Below are 21,542 nucleotides of genomic sequence, written 5' to 3'. Positions count from 1 at the left end.
CGTCCAAAAGAGTAGGGGGTCCTCCACAGGCTCTCGTCACCTGTCGACGGGTTCGCTTGATGGACCGCCCGTTATGCGCTAGTTCGAACCCGGCATGAGGGTTCCATCCGACCCTGCATATTGAAAATGAGTGTCATAGTCGTATAGAAGTACGGGGTGCTCATCTCACGACAGGTGCTGAAGCGCCCGGTGGCCGGAGTCCGGCCTTTCGCTCTCACCCCACTTCGGCATCCCACGGTCTCCACGCTCCTGGCGGATCACCGCGTCCTGCTGGCCGACCTTCTCGACGGCCTGGGGTCACCGCTGCACGTCGTGCTGCCCGAGATCTTCGAGGAGAACGTCGTCGGACTCCGCCAGGCGTTCGCCGAGGCGGGCGCCTCCGCCGACATCCTGTTCGCCAAGAAGGCGAACAAGGCCGGCTGTTACGTCACGTCGGCCGCCGCTCTCGGTGTCGGGGTCGACGTGGCCAGCACGCCCGAACTGGTCAAGGCCCTGGCCGGCGGAGTACCTGGACACCGGATCGGGATCTCCGGTCCGGAGAAGGACGACGCACTGCACGCTCTCGCCGTGCAGCACGGCTGCCTGGTGGCCGTTGACTCGATCAGTGAGCTCCGCCGACTCGCCGCAACCGCGCGGCTCGCTCGGCGGCAGGCCACCGTGCTGCTGCGGTCCCGGACGGCCAGCCAGCCCGGAAGCCGCTTCGGACTGTCCGCCGCTGAGCGGGAGGCCGCTGTCGGCCTGTGCGCGGAACTCGCGGACCACATAAGCCTCCGTGGATTCTCCTTCCACCTGAACGGCTACTCCACGGCGGACCGTGCGACGGCGGCGAACGAGATGATCGAGCACTGCCTCGACGCCCGGCGGCGCGGCTCGCTCTGCGCGGAACTGGTCGACATCGGCGGCGGGTTGCCGGTTCGCTATGTCGAGCCGCAGCTCTGGGACGAGTTTCTCCGGCAGAACGAGGCGGCCCACTACCACGCGGCCAAGGACTTCAAGGACTTCTATCCGTACGGCGGGCAGCCTGCTGTCCAGGCGGTGCGCGCGATCATGGCGCACCTGGTCGACGGTGGCGAGAGCCTCGCGGCGAAGGCGGGGCGTCACGGGATCCGGTTCGTCGTCGAGCCGGGCCGGGCCCTGTTGGACCAGGCCGGGTTCACGATGTACCGCGTCCAGCAGGTCGATGACCGGCGGGATGCCGACGGGTACGCGATCGTCACCGTCGCCGGCAGCAGCTTCAGTCTCTCCGAACAGTGGTTCAACAGTGACTATCTCCCCGACCCGCTGCTGATGTCCGCCCAGCCAGTCGCCGACGAAATGTTCCCCGCCTGCGTCGCAGGCTCGACCTGCCTGGAAAGCGACCTGGTGACCTGGCGGAAGATCGGCTTCCCGCGGCCCGTACGACGCGGTGACCACCTGGTCTACCTCAACACCGCCGGCTACCAGATGGACTCCAACGAGTCCCCGTTCCATGACGCCGCACTGCCGCTGAAGGCCGTGATCAGGCTCGGTGACGAGGGGGCCCCGCCGCGCTGGCGACTGGACGGAATCTGATGCGACCTCGAACCCCCCTGATGCGACAGCCGATGAAGGAGAAGCCCCGCATGTCAAAGAGTTACGCCCCGCCCGGGCAGTTGTGGCTGCTGCCGCAGTCCCAGCAGGAAGGACTGGATCTCGACCGCCGGCAGGTCATCGCGGTCGTCGAGCAGGCCTACCGCGCGTTGCGCGAGGGCGGCTCGGACAACCCGGTCAAGACGATCATCGACGATCCCGGCCACCACTCCCTGAGCTATTCGATGGTGGCCAGGGACGGCGGCAGCGGCACCGTCTGCTTCAAGGCCGTCTACGAGTTTGACCCCCGCCGCACCCGGGACAGCTACCGGTTCCACTCGTTCGTCTTCCTCGTCGACGACACCACCGGGGCCCCCATCGCGCTGATGGACGTGGTGAAGCTCGGGCCGCTGCGGTCCTCGGCCACCACCGCGCTGTTCGCCCGGGCAGCCTGCCCCGACGCACGAAGCGCCCTGGTCGTCGGCACCGGCGTGCAGGGGCAGGCGGCACTGCCGATGCTCCTCGCGGCCATGCCGGAGCTGGAGCGGCTGCAGGTATTCGGCACCTACCCCGAGGGGCTGCGCGCCGTCCGGGACAGTGTCGACGGCCGCGAGGTCGAGATCGTCAAGGACCTCCGGGAGGCCGCCGGTGAAGCGGATATCGTGATCGGCGCCTCCGGCCTGTCCGTGACCGAGGAGGTCCGGCGTGACTGGATGAAGCCGGGCTCGGTGGCGGTACTCCTCGGGTACGGAGTGCACGCCGACGTGTGCCACGGCGCGGACTACCGGATCGCCACCGACACCGCGCAGATGCACGCCACCTGCGACGACCTGCGGGGCGAGGACGGCAGCCTGCCACAGGTGGACGCCCAGCTGCCTGACATCCTGCTCGGCCGCGCACCGGCCCGCCGCCGTCCGGACGACGTGGTCTTCGCCTACAACAGCGGCATGGCGGTCACCGACGCCGCGCTGGGCCGGTACATGGCCGACCTCGCGCTGGCGGCCGGGCGCGGTGGAAAGGTCAACTTCTGGTGAGCACCGAAACGACCAGTACAACCGAGTCGGCTGGCACGACCGACGGAGCGCAGACCGGCGCCGGCTGGTGGATGCGCAACTCGCGGGCGCTGCTCAAGCTCGCGCTCCCGCTGATCCTGACGAACTTCGCCTATGTCGCGCTCACCACCGTGGACATCGTGATGCTGGGCAGGCTCGGCGCGGTCGAGATCGCCGCAGCCGGCCTGGCCATCGCTCTGTTCAACCAGCTGCGCACCACCGGGACGGGCCTGGTCACCGGAGTCAGCAACCTGGTGGCCGAAGCCCGGGTGCAGGGCGACCGGCAGCGCGTCGGCGCGCTGCTGTTCGCCGGATTCTTCTGGGCGACTGTGTGCGGGGTGGTGTTCGGCGCGGCGCTGTTGCTGATCGGTCCACTGCTGGTCCTGCTGGGTCAGGACCCGGCAGTGGTCGACAAGGCAGGCGAGTTCCTGATGGTCTTGGCGCCGGGCATGCTGCCCTGCCTGTGGTTCCAGAACCTGCGGCACTTCACCACCGGCCTCAAGCGGCCCGGTCCGCTCCTGGCCATCACGCTGGCCTCGGTCGGCGTGACCATCGGCTTGAACTACGTACTGATCTACGGCAAGTTCGGCTTGCCCGCGTTCGGATTCGTCGGCGTCGCGATCGCCACCGTCACGGTGTTCCTGCTGTCCTTCCTCGCGTTCGTCGCGGTGATCCTGCGCGACGGCGTCCTGCGCTCGTACCTCACCTCGCCTGACGCGCGGCGCTGGAACGGCGACGCGGTCCGCGCCGTCTGGCGCCTGGGCTTGCCGATCTCGGGCACCTACGCCTCGGAGGCCGGGTTCTTCAGCGTGCTCACCCTGGTCATCGGCTCCCTCGGCGTCGACGCCCTGGCCGCGCAGACGGTGCTGAACCAGATCGTCTACGTCGTCTTCATGATCTCCGCCGGGCTGTCGCACGCGGCGTCCATCCACATCAGCGAGGCCGGCGGCGGCAACGACTACGTGACAGCACGCCGCATGGGACTCCTCGGCACGGCCTGGGGCGTGATCGCGACGCTGGCGATCGCCGTCGTGTACCTGGCGATCCCGAACCCCATCGTGTCCTTGTTCCTCTCGACCGAGCACGCCGGCAACTCGGACATCGTCGCCCTGACCGCCACCGGACTGCTGATCGCCGCCCTCATGCAGGTTTTCGACGCCGTGCAGAACATCGGCAACGGCATCCTGCGCGGCATCGGCGACACCGCAGGCCCCTTCCGGATCTCCCTCGTCGGGTACTGGCTGATCGGGCTGCCCGCGGGCTACCTGCTCGGGGTGAGCGCCGACTGGGGCGTCGAAGGCGTCTGGATCGGCCAGACCATCGGCCTCGCGGCCACCGCCGCCATCCTGCTGGTCGCCTTCCTGCGCCGGGTCGACCGGCTGCACCGGACTGCGGCGGGCACACCCGTCCCCGAATCGGAGCTGTCATGAACCCCGTCCTCGCGCCGCCCGCCTCGGCTTCCTTGATACGCAGCGAAGTGGCGGGCCTGCCCCTCTACGACCCGGGCGCCGACACCGACGAGGTGGCCGCCCTCAGTGGCTCCCGCCGCGTCATCAAACTCTCCAACAGCGAAAACCCGTACGGCATGTCCCCGGCGGTCGCCGAAGCCCTGCGGCTGGGTCTGGCCGGCGGGGTCTCCCGCTACCCCGATCCCACCGGCAAGCGACTGACCGAGGCCATCGGGAAGAGCCTGGACGTGCCTGCCCGGCGCATCGTGCTCGGCAACGGCTCGGAGAACATCCTGGAGCTGCTGTGCCAGGCCGTACTCGGCCCCGGTGACCTGGTGGTCACCCAGGCACCCGGGTTTAGCCTGCACGAGATCTTTCCCCGCGTCATGGGCGCCCGGGTCCAAAAGGTCCCGGTCACCGCCGAGTTCGGATTCGACGCAGCCGCCTGGCGCAGCGCGCTGGCAGCCGGCCCGAAGCTCGTCTTCCTCGCCAATCCGTGCAATCCCACCGGCGCGATGCTCAATGCCGGCCAGTTGGAGCAGTTCCTGGCCGCCACCCCGCAGTCGGCCCTGCTGGTGCTCGACGAGGCGTACGGCGAGTTCGCCCGCCCCAACCCCGAGTACCCCGACGGGCTGGAGGCCCTGCGCGGCCAGGACCGTCCGTGGATCGTGTTGCGCACCTTCTCCAAGGCCTATGGCTTGGCGGGCCTGCGCGTGGGATACGGCATCGCCTCCGACGCCGCCCTGATCCAGGCGCTGGACCGCGTCCGTACCCCGTACAACGTCAACCAGCAGGCCCAGGACGCCGCCGTCGCCGCCCTGGGGGACCACGCCCACCTGGCCGACACAGTCCGCCGGACCGGCCTGGAGGTCGCCAGGGTCACCGAGCGGCTGCGTGGCGCCGGCCTGCGGGTGGTTCCGTCCTCGACCAACTTCCTCTTCATCGACACCGGCTGCCCCTCCGACCGGGTCGCCAAGGAGTTGCACCGCGCCGGAATCATCGTCAAGGCGTGGCGCGAGCCGGGATACGAGAACTACATCCGAGCCTCACTGTCGACCCCCGAGGACAACGACGTCTTCGTGCGGTGCCTGACGGAAATCTGCGCGAAGGACAAGCCGTGATCAAAACCAGGATCTCCGACCTAATTGGGCGAACGCCACTGCTGAAACTGTCGGTTGCGGACGGTTCGGCAACCGTCTTGCTGAAGATGGAGCAGTTCAACCCCACGGGAACCGCCAAGATGCGGATGGCCAGGAACATGGTGGACGAGGCGGAGGCGGCGGGGCTCCTCGCCCCGGGCGGATGGCTGGTCGAGTCCACCTCCGGCAACACCGGGCTGGGCCTGGCCCTCATCGCAGCCGAACGCGGGTACAAGTTCACCGCCGTGGTGGACAACCACTCCAGTACGGACAAGCTGCGCGGCATGCTCGCTTACGGCGCCGACATCCTCAACGTAGCCGGGGGCGAGGAAGGCCTCGCCACCGCCGAACGCGACACCGTGGCCGAGCGACTCGCAGCCGAACAGGGCGCCTACTGGACAGCGCAGCACCGCAATCAGGGCAACCCCAACGGCTATCGACCGCTCGCGCGCGAACTTCACCACGACCTCGGCGACGACATTCACTACTTGTACGGGGCCGTCGGCACCGGCGGATCGCTCTGCGGCACCGGTCGCGTCCTGCGCGAACGCATCCCGGACCTGAAGATCATTGGTGTCGAGCCGGTGGGCTCCGTCGTCTTCGGCGGCAAGGGCGCGCCATACCACCAGTCCGGCACCGGCACTCCCGAAGGCTCGGAGATCGGCGGCGTCGTCGACTACGAACTGATCGACGAGGGGGTCAAGGCGAGCGACTCGGAAGCCTTCGAGACCTGCCGCTACCTGGCCAGGAACTTCGGCATCCTGATCGGCGGCTCGGCGGGCGGCGTCGTCTACAAGGCCCTGGAACAGGCACAGAGCGCGGGGCCCGAGATTACCATCGTCGTGTTGGTCTGCGACGGCGGCGACAAGTACCTGCACACCGTCTTCAACGACGACTGGATGGCGGCCAACGGCCTGTTCGACGAACAAGTCGTCCGCCGGCTCGCCGGGATGCTGCGGTAACGCCCCGCACCGACCGGTCGGCCGGAACCACCTGGCGCATCCGGTCAGTCCCCCCGATGCACGGTACGCGGCGCTTTGCGGCCGCCGCCGCGAAGCGCCGCCCTGTGAAGTGTTCTTCAAACGGCTCCCGTCAGGCGGTCCGCCTGGGCTGCCAGGACCTTTCTGCCCTCGCCAACGAACTGGTACCTTCCTGCCAATGAAAACGAAAACGATAACCACAATAGCTGCGGGCCTGATGCTGCTCGCGGTTGCGGGATGCACCGCAGACCCGGCTTCCGATGACGGCAAGCGGGCTACGACGACGGGGACGCGTACGACCACGAGCTACCCGTTCACCCTCAAGAACTGCGGCACCGACGTGACCTACAAGGCCGCGCCGCAGAAGGTCGTCACCCTCAACCAGACCGCCGCCGAGATCCTCATCCACCTGGGGGCGGGAGACCGGATCGCCGGATCGGGCTACGAGATTGAGAAGCCGCCGGCCGCGATCGCCGCCCAGTACGGGAAGATTCCGCTCCTGTCGGCGCCCGGGCAGGAGATCAAGCACGAGAAGCTTCTGGAAGCGCAGCCGGACTTCGTCTACGGGTCCTTCGCGAGCATGTTCACCGCGGAGCAGTCCGGCGACCGGAAGCAGCTGCACGACCTGGGCGTGCCGACCTACCTGACCGAGTTCGACTGCTCGTTCCACAAGAGTGTGGCAGGCGCGGACTTCGACATGCTGTATGAGGAGTACCGCCGGCTGGGCAAGATCATGAACGTGCCCGCTGCCGGGGAGAAGCTGGCGACCGAGCAGCAGGCCGTCGTGCAGAAGGCGCTGGGCACCGTCAAGAAGCGGGACACTCCGCTGAAGGTGATGTGGTTCTACTCCACCTACGAGGGCACTCCGTGGGCAGCGGGCCCCGGTGGTCTGCCGCAGCACATCTCGGAGCTCGTCGGGGTCGAGAACATCTTCGCCGATGCGAAGACCAAGTGGGCGGAGGTGAGCTGGGACGAGGTCGCGGCAAGGAATCCCGACGTCATCATCCTGGCCGACCTGACCCGAGGTGAGCCCAACGACACCGCCAAGGAGAAGATCGCCCTGCTCAAGAAGGACCCCCTCACCAGCAAGCTCGCCGCGGTGAAGGGTGACCGGTTCATCTCCATCCCCGGGTCCCACATGGATCCCAGCTACGGCAGTGCGTCCGTGGTTCCCGCGCTGGTCGACGGCCTGAACCGGCTCGGGTGACCTGCCGCCATCATGACGATGAGTTCACACAAGGCCGCTGCGCCCACCGGAACCGGGATCACCGGTCGTGAGACCGTTCCGGTGCGCCGGCGGCGCGCCTCGACAGTAGCGCTCTTCTTCCTGGCTGGGACCGGGCTTCTGGTGTCGGTCGTCGCCGCATCCCTGCTGGGCAGCGCGGACATCCGACCTCTGGATGTCGTCTCCACGATCCTGCGGCACGTCGGCCTGGGCGGTATCGCGCCCACCCCGCCCTTGCCCGGGCTGCTGGACGCCCTGGTCTGGGAGTCGCGCTTCCCGCGGGTGCTGCTGGCCGCCGCCGTCGGCATGGCCCTGGCGGTCTCGGGCGCGGTCCTGCAAGCGGTCACCAGGAATCCCCTCGCCGACCCCTACCTGCTCGGAGTCTCCTCCGGCGCCTCCACCGGCGCGGTCGCCGTACTCTTGCTCGGCATCGGCGGCAGCATCTCCCTGTCCACCGGCGCCTTCGCCGGCGGCCTGGTCTCCTTCGGCCTCCTCCTGCTCCTCCTCGGTGGAGGGCGCGTCGCCAGCCCCTCCCGCGTGGTGCTGACCGGCGTGCTCGTGTCCCAGTTCTTCGCCGCGGTCACCTCGGTCATCCTCATGGTCAGCGGGGACGCGAACTCCACCCGCGGCTTCACCTACTGGCTGCTCGGCACCCTCGGCGGCGCCCGGTGGGAAGGAGTGACCGTCACCGTGGTGATCATCCTGATCGGGGTAATCGCCATTCAGTTCTTCGCACCCGCCCTCGACGCCTTCACCTTCGGCTGGGACTCCGCCGCCGCCCTGGGAATCAACGTCACCGCGGCCCGCATCTGGCTGATGGTGCTGACCTCCGTCATCACTGCGGCCGCCGTCGCCGCCTCCGGCGCGATCGGCTTCATCGGACTGCTCATCCCGCATGCCGTCCGCGTCCTTATCGGCCCGACGCACCGCACCCTGCTCCCTCTGTCCGCGATCACCGGCGCCATCTTCCTCATCTGGGTGGACGCCTTTGCGCGGACGGCGTTCTCCCCCCACGAGCTGCCCGCCGGCGTCATCACCGCGCTCCTCGGCGCGCCCGCCTTCGCGCTGATCCTGAAGCGTCTGGAGTCCTGATGGGCACCATCACCACCACCCAGCTCTCCTGGTCGGTCAAAGGTCACCGACTGCTGGACAGCATCGACATGGCGGCGCACGACGGCAAGACCGTCGGCCTCCTCGGCCCCAACGGCTCCGGCAAGTCGACACTGCTGCGCCTGCTCGCCGGACTGCGGCGTCCCGACACCGGAACTGTCCGCTACGACGACACCAGCCTGGACGACCTCAGCCGCCGGGTACTGGCCCGACGGCTCGCCGTCGTCGAACAGGACGTGTCCGCCCACCACCACGTCAACGTCCGCCAAGTTGTGGAACTCGGCCGCACACCCTTCCGCGGCCGCTTCGACGCCCTGACCGAGCACGACCGGCGGATCGTCGACGCGGCGCTGGAACGGACCGACATCACCGACAAACAGCACCAGAGCTGGCACACCCTCTCCGGAGGGGAAAGGCAGCGCACGCAACTGGCCCGCGCCCTCGCCCAGGAGCCCCAGGAGATCCTGCTCGACGAACCCACCAACCACCTCGACATCCGCCACCAGCTCGAACTCCTCGACCTGCTGACATCACTGGACGTCACCTGCGTCGTCGCCCTGCACGACCTCAACCTCGCCGCCCGCTACTGCGACCACATCGTCATCCTCGACCACGGGCAGGTCGCCGCTGCAGGTGCCCCGGAGGCCGTGCTGACCCCGGACCTGATCAAGTCGGTCTACGCGGTCGACGTGCTCGTCGACCGCGAACCCACCACCGGCGCCCTTCGCATCACCTACCTGGCCGCCACAGCCACGCGAACGACTACCGCCAAACCACTGCGCCTTGACGCCTGAGGGGCTGATTTGGTCCCGGCCACTACGCTTCGGCACTGTCGCGGTCAGGTAAGAGGTGCTCCCCCGCATCCTCTGGCCGTCCTGCCTGCCGCCACAGCAGAAGCCCGTGCGCCATGAACGCGCTGCCGCTGCGGCCCAGCAGCAGCCTGGCGCCATGCGGACTTTCAGAGCGCAAAGGCACAGGTGGCAGCCGCTGCGATGGACCAGACGCTCAGGAAGACCGATCCGGTCCAGTGGCCAGGCATGATGTGATGCTGTCGCGACCGGCTTGGCCTCCAGCCATCGAGTCCCGCACAGGCCCGAGCCGGTGTGGCATCTCCTCGCCCGTCACATCTCCGGTCGACGTCGGATGAGAATCGCATCCGACGTCGCCGGTGAGACACCCCAGTGCAGCGGACCGCGTCGCGGCCACCGGTCGGCCGTGCCGACGCCTTCCCCAGGCATCACGCTGAGCAACCGAGCGCCCCGCGCGACATGGCACGATGTCGGAGCAACGCCCCGCAAGACCTCGAGATTCTCCAGCCAGCGGCGAACCGATCGGTCAGATGGTCAGGGGGGCGTGCTGACTCTCAGAACTCTTCAGGGAGGCTGGTTCTTCGCGCGCAGCGCGGGCGTCGGACCTCACTGCACGCGGCGTTCCTCCAGCGGTGCCCGTGTGAGTATCTCGTCGACGACGCGCGGGAGGTGGGGGGTGTGGTTGACCAGGCGGGCGGAGTTAGCGACGACGGTGATGCTGCTGGTGTTGTGCAGCAGGGCGGCGAGGACGGGGTTGATGGAGCCGCCGGCGCCGGCGAGGAGGCCGAGGAGATTGACGGCGATAGCGAGGCCGTAGTTCTGCCGTACGACGCGCAGGGTGTGGATGACCCGAGGTTTCTCTATTGAGGCTGCGGCAAGGAGACCGAAGGGCCCGCCCTCGCATCCAGGAGCTGAAGGGCGCTGGCGCCGCAGTGCGGGTTTCCGCAGAGGAGTCGCCGTACTGCGGGCCGCATGGCCTGTGGTCCTCCATGGCGTCGCCCCGTCAACGGCTCAGAGGTCTGCGCCGCTCGTACAACTGCTTACGGAGGCGGCTGGCAGGGTGTTGTTCGAGTCGGCCTGGAAAGATGCGCATGCGGACGGCCCAACGGCCGCTGCCGCGCATCCAGATGTGCGACTGCTCCGTCGGTACCGCGGTCTGGACCACCGAGTGAGCGAATCTGCGGTCGCCTATCCCCGGCTCCTGCTCATCAGTCGGCGAAGCCTGCGGGTCACCACCACTGCCGCTGCTGCGGGACCTGGTGCGACCCGTAGGGAGAGCGAGCCGCCGGCCGTCGCGTAGGGGTGGATCAGTATCACCCCGTGGCGTCGGCCGGGGATGACCACACGCCGCAGTCCGGCCCCGGTGGCGCGGACGCAGGTGTAGAGCGAGGAGCCGTCGGCGCAGCGCACCCGGGCCCATACCTCCCATACCTCGAGGCGGTGGGTCCGTTGGCCCGCCAGCGTGTCCAGGCCGTTCAGGACGACTTGGGTGGTCCATGACGCGCCGTCCGGTCCGTGGCGCCTTTTGAGGACGTTGCTGCGGGTCAGGCCCAGACGTCCGTCGCTTCGGCGCCGTAGCTCGATGTCCAGAGTCTTCGGGTCTGCCGCCGCCAGCCGTCCGTAGAACTCGTGCACGGTGACGCGCAGGATCCTGGGCCACCCCCAGATGTACGGCTCGGCATCGATGTTGATTGGCAGTCGGCTGAGCGGCTCGCTCTCGATCCGGTCCAGCGCAACCTCGGGCAGGTTCGCCGCCCAGACGGGACGCCCGTCCACGCACGCGTATGGCGGGAGCAGCCGGGCCGGGCGGTTGCCCAGTCCGATGAGCCGCGCTAGGTCGCGTGGGCGATCGGCGCCGGTGACGACCCTGGCCAGCCAGCGGGCGGGGGCGCCGGCAGCGCGAAAGTCTGACTCGTTGAAGGAAGAAAGGTGCTCGCGCGTGTGCCGCCACCACTCAGCGCGGTGGCTGTCGTCGTGGGTGCCTAGCTCGCGGACATACATCCGCAGGTCGTGGTCGAGGAACTTCACCCGTGCGGCATGGGCCATCTGTTTCTGGCCGGCCCGCTCGAAGACCTCGACCGCGCTGCGGTGGGCCTCAAGTCTGCTGATCCAGTTGTCGACGCCGCTGCGGGCCAGTGAGATGGACGGGTGTGCGACCGAGCGGCGAACGTGCCAGAGATAGACGGTCGCGGGAATCAGGGCGATGCGGGGCGATGCGGCGAGTAGCCGAGCGGTGAACACGAAGTCCTCGTAGCGGAAGGCCCCTTCGGGAAAGGAGACAGCGTGCTTTGACAAGAAGGTGCGAGAGTAGAGCTTGTTGACGCACAAGGTGTCGCGCACCAGAGCGGGCAACTCGGCGGGAGAGTTGTGGACCGCCGCTCGCTGGTAGAGCGCGTACTGCCAGGGGGTATCGCGCATCTCGGGCAGCTCGCGGCGCAGGCACGCACCCCCGACGACGGGAACGCCGTGACGTACTGCGGCGTCGAGCAGGGCGTCGACCGCGCCGGGCGCAAGCTCGTCGTCGCTGTCCAGGAACATCACATAGGGGGCGGTGGCCTCGCGCAGGCCGTCGTTGCGGGGAGTTCCGCAGCCGCCGCTGTTGACTGCGCGGCGCACGACACGGACCAGGGAGTGCTGGCGTGCGAGATCCGCGAGCACCGTGGCGGTGCCGTCGGTCGAGGCGTCGTCGACCACAAGAACCTCGGCAACGGCCGGGCCCTGGCGTAGTGCGGACAGCACAGCGCTTCTGATGTGCCGCTCATCGTTGTAACCGATCACGATGACGCAGACCTTGCCCATGGGCCGACTGCGCTCTGTTTCTGCTGCCATGTGCGCGAGATCCGTTCCGGTGACCGGTGTTGCTCTCTTCTTCGCTTCGGCTTTGTGTACAAGCTCAGCTGCTTGCGCCTTCTTTATGAAGCTAGAACTGCGTGGAGCGCTCGTGCGTTCGCGCTCTCCTGCCGTCGCAGGCGGGCCTGTCCTGCTGCCCGGGAGCTTGGTCGAGCGGTTCGGCAGTGACGGGGCGAGGGCGGCCAAGGATGGCGCGGAGGCGGAGTGTCGACGGCCCCGTCCGGGCTTCCTCGTGTCAGCGGTCTATCTCGTCGAACAGGCGCTCCCACTGGTCCAGTACGACGGGCAGCTCAAGTGAGGCGACGTGGGACTGGGCAGCGAGGCCGTAGCGGCGGCGTAGTTCGTCGTCGTTGGCGAGCTGGCGCAGGGCTTCGGCCAGTGCGGCAGTGTCTCCCGGCCGCACGAGAGTGCCCGTACGGCCGTCGTCGATGAGTTCCCTCACGCCTGCGGACAGGTCGAAGCTCACGCAGGGTACTCCGCAGCCAGCCGCCTCCGCGAGAGCCATCGGACGTCCCTCGCGCTCACTCGTGAGGGCCAGCACGGCCAGATCCCGGTAAGCCGCAGCCATGTCCGACACGCTCCCGCGAAATATCACCCGGTCACCGATCCCGAGTTGCGCGGCCTGCTCACGCAGCGCCAGCTCCTGCGAGCCGTCACCGAAGATGTGCAGCTCCCAGCCCGGGAGTTCGGCGCAGGCGACCGCAAAGGCATCGATGAGGCGATCCAGCCGCTTGACGGCTTCCAGCCGGCCGACCGCGCCGATGCGCCGGGTATCCAACGGGGCCGGAGCCGTGAACGGGAAGGGCAGCGGATTGGGCATCGCGGTGGCGTTCGGCAGCCGGTCGCGCTGGAACGCGGCGGCGTCCCCCTCGCTGAGGAAGACCGACTTCTCCAGCAGCGGATAGTGACGGCGGATCAGGCGCAGGTGGGCTGAGCCCTGGGCCTGCAGGAACGACTCGTGGTACTGCCCAATGCCCCTGAGGTGCGACCACTCGACCGATGCGAGCCAGTCCACCGCCCAGGGGGAGCCGATGATGACGTAACCGTCGTCCACGGTGGCGAACTGCTGCGTCAGTTTCCTCCTCGCCCGCTCTCGCTCGGCCCGGGCAGCGCGTGCCGTGCGCATCCGGGCGGGGCTGAGCCGTTCGCTGAGGCGCTGGGCGTGCCAAACCGGAGCGGACGGGGTCCTGTAAAGAGTGGTGTGCCGGTAGGCCGGCACACGAAAGAACTCGTACGGCGCGGCGCTCGGTCTGATACCGATCAGGTCGACGTGGTGCCCGCGCTGCGCGAACCCTTGGGCGAGGGTGTGCATGACCCGTTGTGATCCGCCCATCGAGTCGACATCGATGCCCACCAGGAAGAGATTTCGCCGAGGCCCGGTGGTCCGCGTTCCAGAGATCATCTGTTGTCACCTTCGAAGAACGCGTTGACGACGGTTTCACTGGCCCGTCCAGTCTCGCGGGCGTTGAACCTGGCGTTGAAGCCGGCGTACGCGTCAGCCCACTTCGTCCGTACCTGGTCCAGGTCCCGCATCGCCTCCACGAGTTCCTCGGTGGTGGTCAGCATGGGGCCGGGGGCGATGTCCGGGAGGTTGTAGTAGGTGCCACGAGCACTGGTGCTGTACTCGTCGTAGTCGTCGGTGAAAAGCAGTATGGGACGCCTGAGATTCGCGTAGTCGAACATCACCGACGAGTAGTCCGTGAGCAGGGCGTCCGAGGCGAGCAGCAGATCGTTGATGTCAGGGAACGTGCGGCCGTCGCGCACGCCGTGTCCTAGTTCGCGTGGCACGGTGAAGCGGTCGTAGTAGTGGGGGCGCACCACGACGATCCACTCATCGGCGGTCTTCTCCACCAGTTCGGCCAGGTCCACTCGGATCGAACCGCCTGAGCTGTTCCCGTCCCGGAAGGTGGGTGCGTAGAGCAGGACTTTGCGTCCGTCCGGGATCTGCAGTCTGGCTCGGGCGGCCCGCGCTCGTTCGAGCTGTGCGGGCTCGTCGCAGCGGACCAGCGCGTCGTTGCGGGGAAGTCCGCATGCCAGCAGCTCACCTGTGAACTCATTCGCCCGGACGAAGGTGCGTTCGAACTCCTCGCTGGGTGAGATGAGGGCGTCCCAGCGCGAGATCATGTCGCGGTGCTTCTGCTGTCGCTCGGGACTGCCGAGGCGCAGCGCGGGGAGGTCGAAGCCCATGTGCTTGATCGCCTGGCCGTGCCACGTCTGGAGATAGTGGGTTCCCGGCCGTTTGGGGTAGATCGAGGGGAAGCCGTGCGAGTCCACCCAGTAGCGGGCGCGGGCCAGAGCTCGTACGTACTCCCAGCTGCCGCGCCTGACCAGGTTCAAGCTTTCCGGGAAAGCGGAACGATCACCCGAATACGACCAGACGGCGCGCAGCGGCAGTCCGCGTCGGACCATTTCCTCGTAGATGTAGCGCGGGCTGTCGGTGTAGCCACGGCCTTCCAGGGCTTCGAACACCACCAGTCCTTTGTCCACGGGCAGTTTCTGCAGCTCACGGTAGGTGAGCGCTTTTGCTCGCGGCCCGGTGAGTTTGCGCTGCAACTGTCGGACCTTCTGGCGCAGGGGCCGTACGCGCGGCACCAGCGTTTCCGCGTGGGCGAGTGCACCGGAGCGTGACCAGGTGAATTCCAGCCGCCCGGCTCCCTTGCCTTCACACGCCACGCGCACGTCGTGGCCGGCGAGCGTGGCGTGCAGGGGCAGGTGAGCGCGCATGGGGACCAGGTCGGGGGGCGCGAGTACAACGTCGATGCGCTTCATCCCCAGGTGTTCGAGGACTACCACGGGGTGACGGCGGCCCTTGAAGCCTTTTGCACTCAGCGGGATGAGCCGGAGGTCGATCTCGACGAAGGCGGTGTACACATCCGGGCCTCCTCCGCCCAGTATGTACTGGAACGGGAGCTTCAACGGCGCGCCCCCAGCAGACAGCCACAACTGCGCCGCCACGTTCTCGGGGTTGGAGAGCAGCCGCGCCGGGTCGTATGTGCGCAGCACGAGGCGCAGTACGAGGCCTGCCGGATCGAGGGTGTGCACCTCGTGCCGCAGGGGGGCGGACAGAAAGGGTTGTTCGTCCAGGTGCCACTCGCTGATGTCCAGTTCGCGGCAGCCGTCGGGGTCGTGTTTCGGTGTGGGGTGTCCCCAGTACGTCCGCCCGGATTCTCTGCTTACCTGTCGGGGGGCGATCCTTGGGCGGCCCAGACTCCGGGCGGCCTCCTTCGCCTCGTCGAGGCGGCCGGTGCGGAGCAGGTACTGGCAGATGCGCTGTTCCCTGCTCACCGAGCCGATCGCCTCGGTCGTGAGCTCGTCGAGGTAAGGCGTCAGCAGTTCGGCGAACCGTTCGGTCCACTCCCTTTCCCGGAAGGGGAGATCATCAAGGTAGAGGCGCAAGTCGTGGCGGAGGAACTTCTCGTCCTTGAAAGGGCGCAGGTCGGCGTTGCCGCTCTGGGTGAAGAACTGGTCGATGAGCCGGGCCACGGCGATCCGGTCAGCCACGTTCTGCAGTTTGTGGCGACTGGAGGAGATGGACAGGCTGGCCGGGTCAGCCGAGAGCCGCCATGTATAGACGGGCCACGGGACGACGGCGAAGTTGTGGGCCAGGGTGTAGGCCTGGGCCGTGAACAGCTGGTCCTCGTAGTGGATGCCCTCCGGAAAGCGCAGGCCGTGGCGGGCGATGAAGTCGGCTCGGTAGAGCTTGTTCGTCGAGAGGTGGTCGTGGAAGTACTCCGGCGCCTGGCGGATACCTTCGACGATTCGGACCCCGTCGAAGAGGGCCGGGTACCACAGCCCGGTGGCACGGGTCTCCTCGAAGATTCGCATGACCTCCCCGGTGACGAAATCCACCCCGGTTCGCTCCGCGACGAGCAGCATTGATTTGCAGGCGTGCTTGGGCAGTTCGTCGTCACTGTCGAGAAACATGATGAACGGTGCCCGACCGGCTGCCATGCCCGCGTTGCGGGGCGCACTGCATCCACCACTGTTGCTGTCCAACCGGACGTAGCGGACCCTGGGGTCCGCAGCCTGCAGAGCCTGGGCCACGGCCGGCGTGCCGTCGGTCGAGCAGTCGTCCGCAATGATCACTTCGAGATTCCGCAAGGACTGGTGGAGTACCGACAGCACTGCGCGGCTCAGGCGATCGGCGTCGTTGTAGACGATGACGACGACGGTGACATCCGGCACAGGCTCCTCATTCCACTCGATTCGCCCCCTGAACGACCATTGCACCAGGCTCTTCATCCGGCAGCCACCCGTGACGGCTGGCCGGCGATCCATGCACGCCGCCCGCGGTTCGGTGGGGAATCCGGGCGGAGCGCTTCGGCGCAGGCCTCTCAATGCGTTCCACCCGGTAGTAGCCCGAGACGCACCGTGCGACCCAGTCCCGGGAGTAGTTGGTGGTTGCGAATGGCTCGGACAGTCCGCCGATGGGGAGGGGACGGTAGGGGACGACCTTCGAGCCTTGAGCGGCCTTCTCGCGCACCAGGCGATCCTGCCGATCCCAATCGACCGAACGGGTCACCGTGTCCTTTGCCGTCACCTTCACAGCGGGGACGAGACCGGCCACGGCCCACAGGCTCGCGGCGGATGCGAGCACGGCCGTAGTGGTGGCGGCGAACACCACGGGGCGAGGCCGGCGGACGGAAGACTGCCATCCGGCCAGTGCTCTGCCTGCCAGTGCGCCATACGCGCACAACAGGAGCAGCATCGGGAACAGGAAACTCGTCCACGTACGGACATAGGTCCAGCCAGTGGGGCCGTAACCCATGCGCAGTCCGAATGCGACGCCGAAGGAGGACATCCCCATGAGCAGAACCGGAAGCAGCATGAGCAGCCAAGGACGACGGCGGGCGCCCCCTCTCCCTGTTTCGGGTTCACGTGGCACGGGTCGGATTGTCCTGTCTGAGGTGGCCGCGGCGAGTCCGAGCATCAGCCCGGCAGCCGCGGCCGCGAGGTACGCCCACTGACCGCCGACACTCGCCCAGATACTCAGCCAGTCTTGGACAGTAGCCGTCAACTCGGTCGGCGACAGCGGAGACTTCCGCTGTGGCTGCTGCGCGCGGCGCCAGGCAGCGCCAGGCGACGTGTAGAGCAGTACGAAGCCGATCGCCAGGCCCGCACACCACATGAGGCACCAGGAGACCGGATACCGGTCCCTGGGGAATCGCAGCCCGCGCAGCAGGACCGCGACCGCGCCGACAGCGAACACGCCACTAACGATGGTGAAGGGTTCACTCAGGGTGCCGATCGCGACGCCCATCACCATGGCGAAGACGAGCGCCAGTCCCCTGGCCAGGCGGCCATGCCGAGCTGCTGCCAGGGCCACCAGCGAACTCCACACCGTCAGCAGACCCGGCAAGGTGTGAGAGATGGTCGAGGGTGCCCAGAGCAATGCCTGATAGGGGCTGGCGCCGGCGAAGAAGAGCAACACGCAGACGACGGCGGCAGCCGCGATCGTCAGAGACGGGGGCACCTCCCAGCCGAGGAGCCGAAATACGGTGCGCGCGAGGAGAAACAGCCCCGCCAGAAAGGAGAGTACGAGGAGGGACGGAAGGAGTTTCGGCCCTGCCACCCCGTGCGCATAAACGACTCCCGCGACTACGCCATTGGCGATACGCCCGTTCTGGATCTCATAGAATTCGTTGGCGATCCCAAGAATCCCCAGCTCCCGGCTCCTCCACGCCGAGCACCAATCGTCCGACGTGGGCTGAACGTAGAGGCCGAGGAAGCTGCCCACAGCGAGAAGGCCGCCTGCCGCAACTCCAAGTACCAAGGAGGCGACGACAAGAACTTTCCGCTGACTGAGCGGAGTGCGAAAATGCGTGGGAGAACCACTGTCTCTGCTCATGTCACCTTGACGGCCCACTCCCGCCACCTGCCGTATACAGGCAGCTGCCGCTGCCAGCTTGTCGCGCAGAGGGTAGCTTGGAGAGAAGGGGCGTCCGATGCACTGACGCTCTGGCTGTCCAGATTGGACGTGATGTGGGATGGTTTCCCTTCTCCTTCTGATCATTCTGGTCATTGCCCTGAAGATATCTGGCGGCATTATCGAGAGCTTCCGCTCCGACGGTCAAGATCAAGATAATCTCGACTAGCGCGGCGCTGACACCCATGAACTTCCCTCTGTGGCGGTTCGACGCCTACGCCAGTCGTGCCACGGCCCAGTCGGCAGAGAAGCACGCCGACCGTGCAGGCGATCGCCGACCAGTACATGTAACGGTAGTTCGTCACCGGCAGGATGGGCAGGTAGGCGAGCACATAGGCCGCTGCGCTGATCCCGAGGGCTCGGACCGGCATTGCGAACGTTCCACTGCCCGGACGAATTGCAAGGACGACGGCGATGGTGAGCCAGAACCATCCCGCGAAAAGGACCGGCAGGTCCCTGGCCGCACCATCGACGTACGTCTGGAGCGCTCGCCCCAGTCGAGGGTGGTGGAGTTCGAGTTGCAGGTCGTTGGCAGCGATCCCGGGGTGGTATTGGTAGCGCGGCTCGAAGAGGAATTTCGAGAAGAGTTCCAGTCGATACTGGAGATAGCCCGGCACGTGCCTGATCATCTCGCTGACCCACAAGGATGTGATCTGGTCCGTATGAGCGACAGCTGTGAACGGTCCGCGCTCCCCGCGTCCGTAACAGGTCCAGTAGGTGTCCGACAAGGAGTTGATGCGGTCGCACTCTTTCGCCGCGGCCACGAGGCGTTCGCGCAGGCTCGGTGACACGGCTGCCGACTGCAGTTCCTTCACGCTCAAGACGTGAAGCAGGTCGTCCAGCATGATCTGCGAGACCTGGCTCGTCTTCACCGGCCTTGCAACGGCTGCAATAGCGGCAGTTGACGCGACCAGGCCGAGGGCGAGAGCCGCCGTAGAGACAATCCAGATCCGGCGGGCCGGCTTGCGCCATAGTGCGAGCACGAGCATCACGAAGACCGGAATTGCGGCAAAGACCGCGTTCTTGCGGACCAGAATGGCATAGACCAGGAAGAGCACTCCCAGGGAGAAGAGGGCCCACCGCAGGGCGCGGCGGTCAGCTCGCAGGCGCAGGCCGCTGAGCGCGATCGCACTGGTGACGAGAAGAGCGAACGCCATGTGGACGTCCTTCCACACCACGCCGACGAAGGTGAGGACGTGGGGAAGGAGCCCGGCTCCGAGGACGGCCAAGGCGCCCGTACGGCTTACCGTGGCCTCCTGGACGCAGCATGCGATCACCCATATGGCCGCCCAAAAGATGACTGCCTGCAGGACAGCCATGGATGCGGGCGTGCCTGTCACAGCGATAAGTGCACGCCAGACCAGGCTCATGACGGGTGGGTGCCAGTCACTCAAGGGTTCCATGCCCATGGCCTGCTTGAGCTGGTAAAGGGAGTCATGGCTCAGATACCCGGGGGAGAACACGAGAGTCGTGGCCAAGCAGCAGACCGCAGCAGCGACTGTCAGAACCCAGGCGCGACGCCATCGGTGACCGAAATGCCCAATGTGCCCCATGGGTGTGATGCTAACAGCGCGGATGGGGCTGGACGCGTGCTGCTATGCGAGGCCAAACCCCCGTCAGGCTGGAATGAAGACGTAGCGTCGGTAGGTGAAGAACCGGAACCATGTGGCGAGAGCCCAGCCGCAAGTGCGGGCGACGTTGTCACTGAGAGCCGAGTCGAGTCCGAGTAGCTGCCTGGACAGAAGGACCGTGCCCGCAGTGATGGCCATGCCAATGATGTTTACGAAGGTGAACAAGGCCAGCTCGCGGGCCACGTTCTCCCGATGTCGCTGCCGATAGGTCCAGTAGCGGTTGGCGAGCCAGCTGAAGACTGTCGCGACGCCCGTGGCCATTAGTGACGCCTGTACTGGCGCGGCGCGCATCGGACCGCCGCCGGCCCCCGGAAGGCCGAAGACCAACAAGGTGTAGCCGCCGTTGTCCAGTACAAAAGCCAGGGCTCCGACGGTCCCAAACATGGCGGCCTCGCGCCAGATGCCCCTGATCACGCCGCGCATGCGCAGAGCCAGAGACGCGATAACCGACACGAAAGGTATGATAACGGTCACGGTGTGCCTGCGACCGTCCGGCATCCCCGTGTCGCACCATGAGCCCAGCAGCCCGTCTGCCCGACTGCCTGACTGCCCGACTGCCCGACTGCCCGACTGCCCGACTGAGGAGAGCCCGTGCACCCGACGATCGCCTGCGTCGTGCCGTGCCACAACGAGGAAGCTGCCGTCGGCAAGGTGGTACGGGATCTCAGAGCGGCGCTTCCTGAAGCTGACATCTACGTCTACGACAACAACTCGACAGACCGCACAGTGGCGATCGCACGCGAGGCGGGCGCGATCATCCGCGAAGAGTCGCACAAGGGCAAGGGCAACGTCGTGCGGCGAGCCTTCGCCGACATCGACGCCGACGCCATGCTCATCATCGACGGAGACGACACGTACGACGCGACACGGGCACGTGACATGGTCAACCTGCTGTTCGAGGGACCCTATGATCAAGTCGTCGGCACCCGCAACGTGGCCGCCGACGGCGCCTACCGTACCGGGCACTCCGCCGGGAACAGGGTGTTCACTTCGGCGGTGCGGACCCTGTTCGGGCGCGATGTGACCGACATGCTCAGCGGTTACCGAGTCTTCTCGCGGCGCTTCGTCAAGTCCTTCCCCGCGCTGTCCCGCGAGTTCGAAATCGAGACCGAGATGACGGTTCACGCGCTGAGCCTGCGGCTCCCCACGGCAGAGATCCCAGTCGACTACACGGGCCGGCCGACAGGAAGCGAGAGTAAACTCCGCACCTACCGGGACGGTTGGCGAATCCTCAGCCTCATCCTCAACCTCGCGCGTCGAGAAAGGCCCTCGCTCGTCCACACAACTATCGCGGGTCTGCTCGCCCTCGTCGCGATCATTCTTGGAACCCCGGTCGTCATCGAGTTCGTCCGCACGGGCACCGTGCCACGCCTCCCCACGGCGCTCCTCGCCGCCACGATCATGACCATCGCGGCACTCGTCCTCCTCTTGGGCTACGTTCTCACTTCAGTCATGCACATGCGCCGGGAACAGTCCCGGCTCATGCACCTCGCCTACCCGGCACCCGGGACTGTGCCGCGCGGGGTAGGCACCGACCCGAGCGGAGTGGACACTGGGACCGGCAGCGGTGACTGAACCGCTCCGGGATTGCTGGAAGTTCGGCATTGTGTCTGTGACCTTGATTTCCTTGTGTGCTCTTGGCGTAGATGGCTCATGTGTGCGGGCTCGATGTGCCTTGTTTCACCGTGGAGGCGGCTGCATAACCTTGACGTTCAACGTCTAGCTTGATCTTTAACTGAGGTTCCCCCGCTGTGCGGGAGTGGCTGACTAAGCGTTGTCCCGTAAATGATCTACGACGTGTTCGCTGACCTGCTCGTTCCTTCG

Annotated in this window: 16 protein-coding genes; 10 read left to right on the top strand and 6 right to left on the bottom strand. The window is 67.1% G+C overall.

Annotated features, from left to right (window positions below):
- The first annotated feature begins 156 nt into the window (after positions 1–156).
- From IE185_RS31470 to IE185_RS33920, 9 genes are all read left to right on the top strand, one after another.
- On the top strand, positions 157–1,551 hold the full coding sequence (locus IE185_RS31470) for an alanine racemase (RefSeq protein WP_229843803.1): 1,395 nt from the start codon (positions 157–159) through the stop codon (positions 1,549–1,551).
- Positions 1,552–1,601: 50 nt separating this feature from the next.
- On the top strand, positions 1,602–2,582 hold the full coding sequence (locus IE185_RS31465) for an ornithine cyclodeaminase (protein WP_138894185.1): 981 nt from the start codon (positions 1,602–1,604) through the stop codon (positions 2,580–2,582).
- Complete coding sequence (locus tag IE185_RS31460; protein ID WP_138894184.1) at positions 2,579–4,030, top strand: MATE family efflux transporter; 1,452 nt, start codon at positions 2,579–2,581, stop codon at positions 4,028–4,030. The genes IE185_RS31465 and IE185_RS31460 overlap by 4 nt, the downstream gene beginning before the upstream one ends.
- Positions 4,027–5,169, top strand: coding sequence for a histidinol-phosphate transaminase (hisC, locus tag IE185_RS31455; RefSeq protein WP_138894183.1), 1,143 nt, complete (start codon positions 4,027–4,029; stop codon positions 5,167–5,169). The genes IE185_RS31460 and hisC overlap by 4 nt, the downstream gene beginning before the upstream one ends.
- Positions 5,166–6,149: a PLP-dependent cysteine synthase family protein gene (locus tag IE185_RS31450; RefSeq protein ID WP_138894182.1), complete on the top strand. Its 984-nt coding sequence runs from the start codon at positions 5,166–5,168 to the stop codon at positions 6,147–6,149. The genes hisC and IE185_RS31450 overlap by 4 nt, the downstream gene beginning before the upstream one ends.
- A gap of 235 nt (positions 6,150–6,384) precedes the next feature.
- Complete coding sequence (locus tag IE185_RS31445; protein ID WP_138894181.1) at positions 6,385–7,374, top strand: ABC transporter substrate-binding protein; 990 nt, start codon at positions 6,385–6,387, stop codon at positions 7,372–7,374.
- A gap of 81 nt (positions 7,375–7,455) precedes the next feature.
- The gene (locus IE185_RS31440; RefSeq protein ID WP_138894189.1) at positions 7,456–8,484 is read left to right on the top strand and encodes a FecCD family ABC transporter permease; all 1,029 of its coding nucleotides are present in this window, start codon (positions 7,456–7,458) and stop codon (positions 8,482–8,484) included.
- Positions 8,484–9,296 (top strand): ABC transporter ATP-binding protein, encoded by an 813-nt coding sequence (locus tag IE185_RS31435; RefSeq protein ID WP_138894180.1) that lies wholly within the window; start codon positions 8,484–8,486, stop codon positions 9,294–9,296. Before IE185_RS31440 ends, IE185_RS31435 begins: the two co-directional genes overlap by 1 nt.
- A 693-nt stretch (positions 9,297–9,989) precedes the next feature.
- Positions 9,990–10,178, top strand: a complete 189-nt coding sequence (locus IE185_RS33920) for a hypothetical protein (RefSeq protein ID WP_189716462.1) — start codon at positions 9,990–9,992, stop codon at positions 10,176–10,178.
- Between the two features lie 321 nt (positions 10,179–10,499).
- Here IE185_RS33920 and IE185_RS31425 read toward each other — a convergent pair whose 3' ends face one another.
- From IE185_RS31425 to IE185_RS31400, 6 genes are all read right to left on the bottom strand, one after another.
- Positions 10,500–12,140: a glycosyltransferase family 2 protein gene (locus IE185_RS31425; RefSeq protein WP_189716460.1), complete on the bottom strand. Its 1,641-nt coding sequence runs from the start codon at positions 12,138–12,140 to the stop codon at positions 10,500–10,502.
- Positions 12,141–12,396: 256 nt separating this feature from the next.
- Positions 12,397–13,563, bottom strand: a complete 1,167-nt coding sequence (locus IE185_RS31420) for a glycosyltransferase (RefSeq protein ID WP_138894178.1) — start codon at positions 13,561–13,563, stop codon at positions 12,397–12,399.
- Positions 13,560–16,403, bottom strand: a complete 2,844-nt coding sequence (locus tag IE185_RS31415; protein WP_138894177.1) for a bifunctional glycosyltransferase/CDP-glycerol:glycerophosphate glycerophosphotransferase — start codon at positions 16,401–16,403, stop codon at positions 13,560–13,562. Before IE185_RS31415 ends, IE185_RS31420 begins: the two co-directional genes overlap by 4 nt.
- On the bottom strand, positions 16,354–17,898 hold the full coding sequence (locus tag IE185_RS31410) for a DUF6056 family protein (RefSeq protein ID WP_138894176.1): 1,545 nt from the start codon (positions 17,896–17,898) through the stop codon (positions 16,354–16,356). The genes IE185_RS31415 and IE185_RS31410 overlap by 50 nt, the downstream gene beginning before the upstream one ends.
- Positions 17,899–18,206: 308 nt before the next feature.
- A complete protein-coding gene (locus IE185_RS31405) occupies positions 18,207–19,565 on the bottom strand; it encodes a hypothetical protein (RefSeq protein ID WP_138894175.1) in 1,359 nt (452 codons plus the stop codon).
- 138 nt (positions 19,566–19,703) lie between these two features.
- Entirely contained in the window at positions 19,704–20,171 is a 468-nt protein-coding gene (locus IE185_RS31400; protein WP_138894174.1) for a GtrA family protein, read from the bottom strand.
- A 138-nt stretch (positions 20,172–20,309) separates the two neighbouring features.
- Here IE185_RS31400 and IE185_RS31395 point away from each other — a divergent pair, with 138 nt between their 5' ends.
- A complete protein-coding gene (locus IE185_RS31395; protein WP_138894173.1) occupies positions 20,310–21,293 on the top strand; it encodes a glycosyltransferase family 2 protein in 984 nt (327 codons plus the stop codon).
- Positions 21,294–21,542 lie beyond the last annotated feature (249 nt).

Origin of the sequence: Streptomyces chryseus, from assembly GCF_014650755.1 — a bacterium.
Lineage (GTDB): Bacteria > Actinomycetota > Actinomycetes > Streptomycetales > Streptomycetaceae > Streptomyces > Streptomyces chryseus.
The sequence above is the reverse complement of the archived record's forward strand: the minus strand, read 5'-3'. Positions and strand labels throughout refer to the sequence as shown.

Bases quoted from the DNA above. Each gene is read 5' to 3' on its own strand.
- IE185_RS31465 (WP_138894185.1), top strand. From the start codon at position 1,602: ATGTCAAAGAGTTACGCCCCGCCCGGGCAGTTGTGGCTGCTGCCGCAG.
- hisC (WP_138894183.1), top strand. From the start codon at position 4,027: ATGAACCCCGTCCTCGCGCCGCCCGCCTCGGCTTCCTTGATACGCAGC.
- IE185_RS31445 (WP_138894181.1), top strand. From the start codon at position 6,385: ATGCTGCTCGCGGTTGCGGGATGCACCGCAGACCCGGCTTCCGATGAC.
- IE185_RS31435 (WP_138894180.1), top strand. From the start codon at position 8,484: ATGGGCACCATCACCACCACCCAGCTCTCCTGGTCGGTCAAAGGTCAC.
- IE185_RS31425 (WP_189716460.1), bottom strand. From the start codon at position 12,140: ATGGCAGCAGAAACAGAGCGCAGTCGGCCCATGGGCAAGGTCTGCGTC.
- IE185_RS31420 (WP_138894178.1), bottom strand. From the start codon at position 13,563: ATGATCTCTGGAACGCGGACCACCGGGCCTCGGCGAAATCTCTTCCTG.
- IE185_RS31415 (WP_138894177.1), bottom strand. From the start codon at position 16,403: ATGAAGAGCCTGGTGCAATGGTCGTTCAGGGGGCGAATCGAGTGGAAT.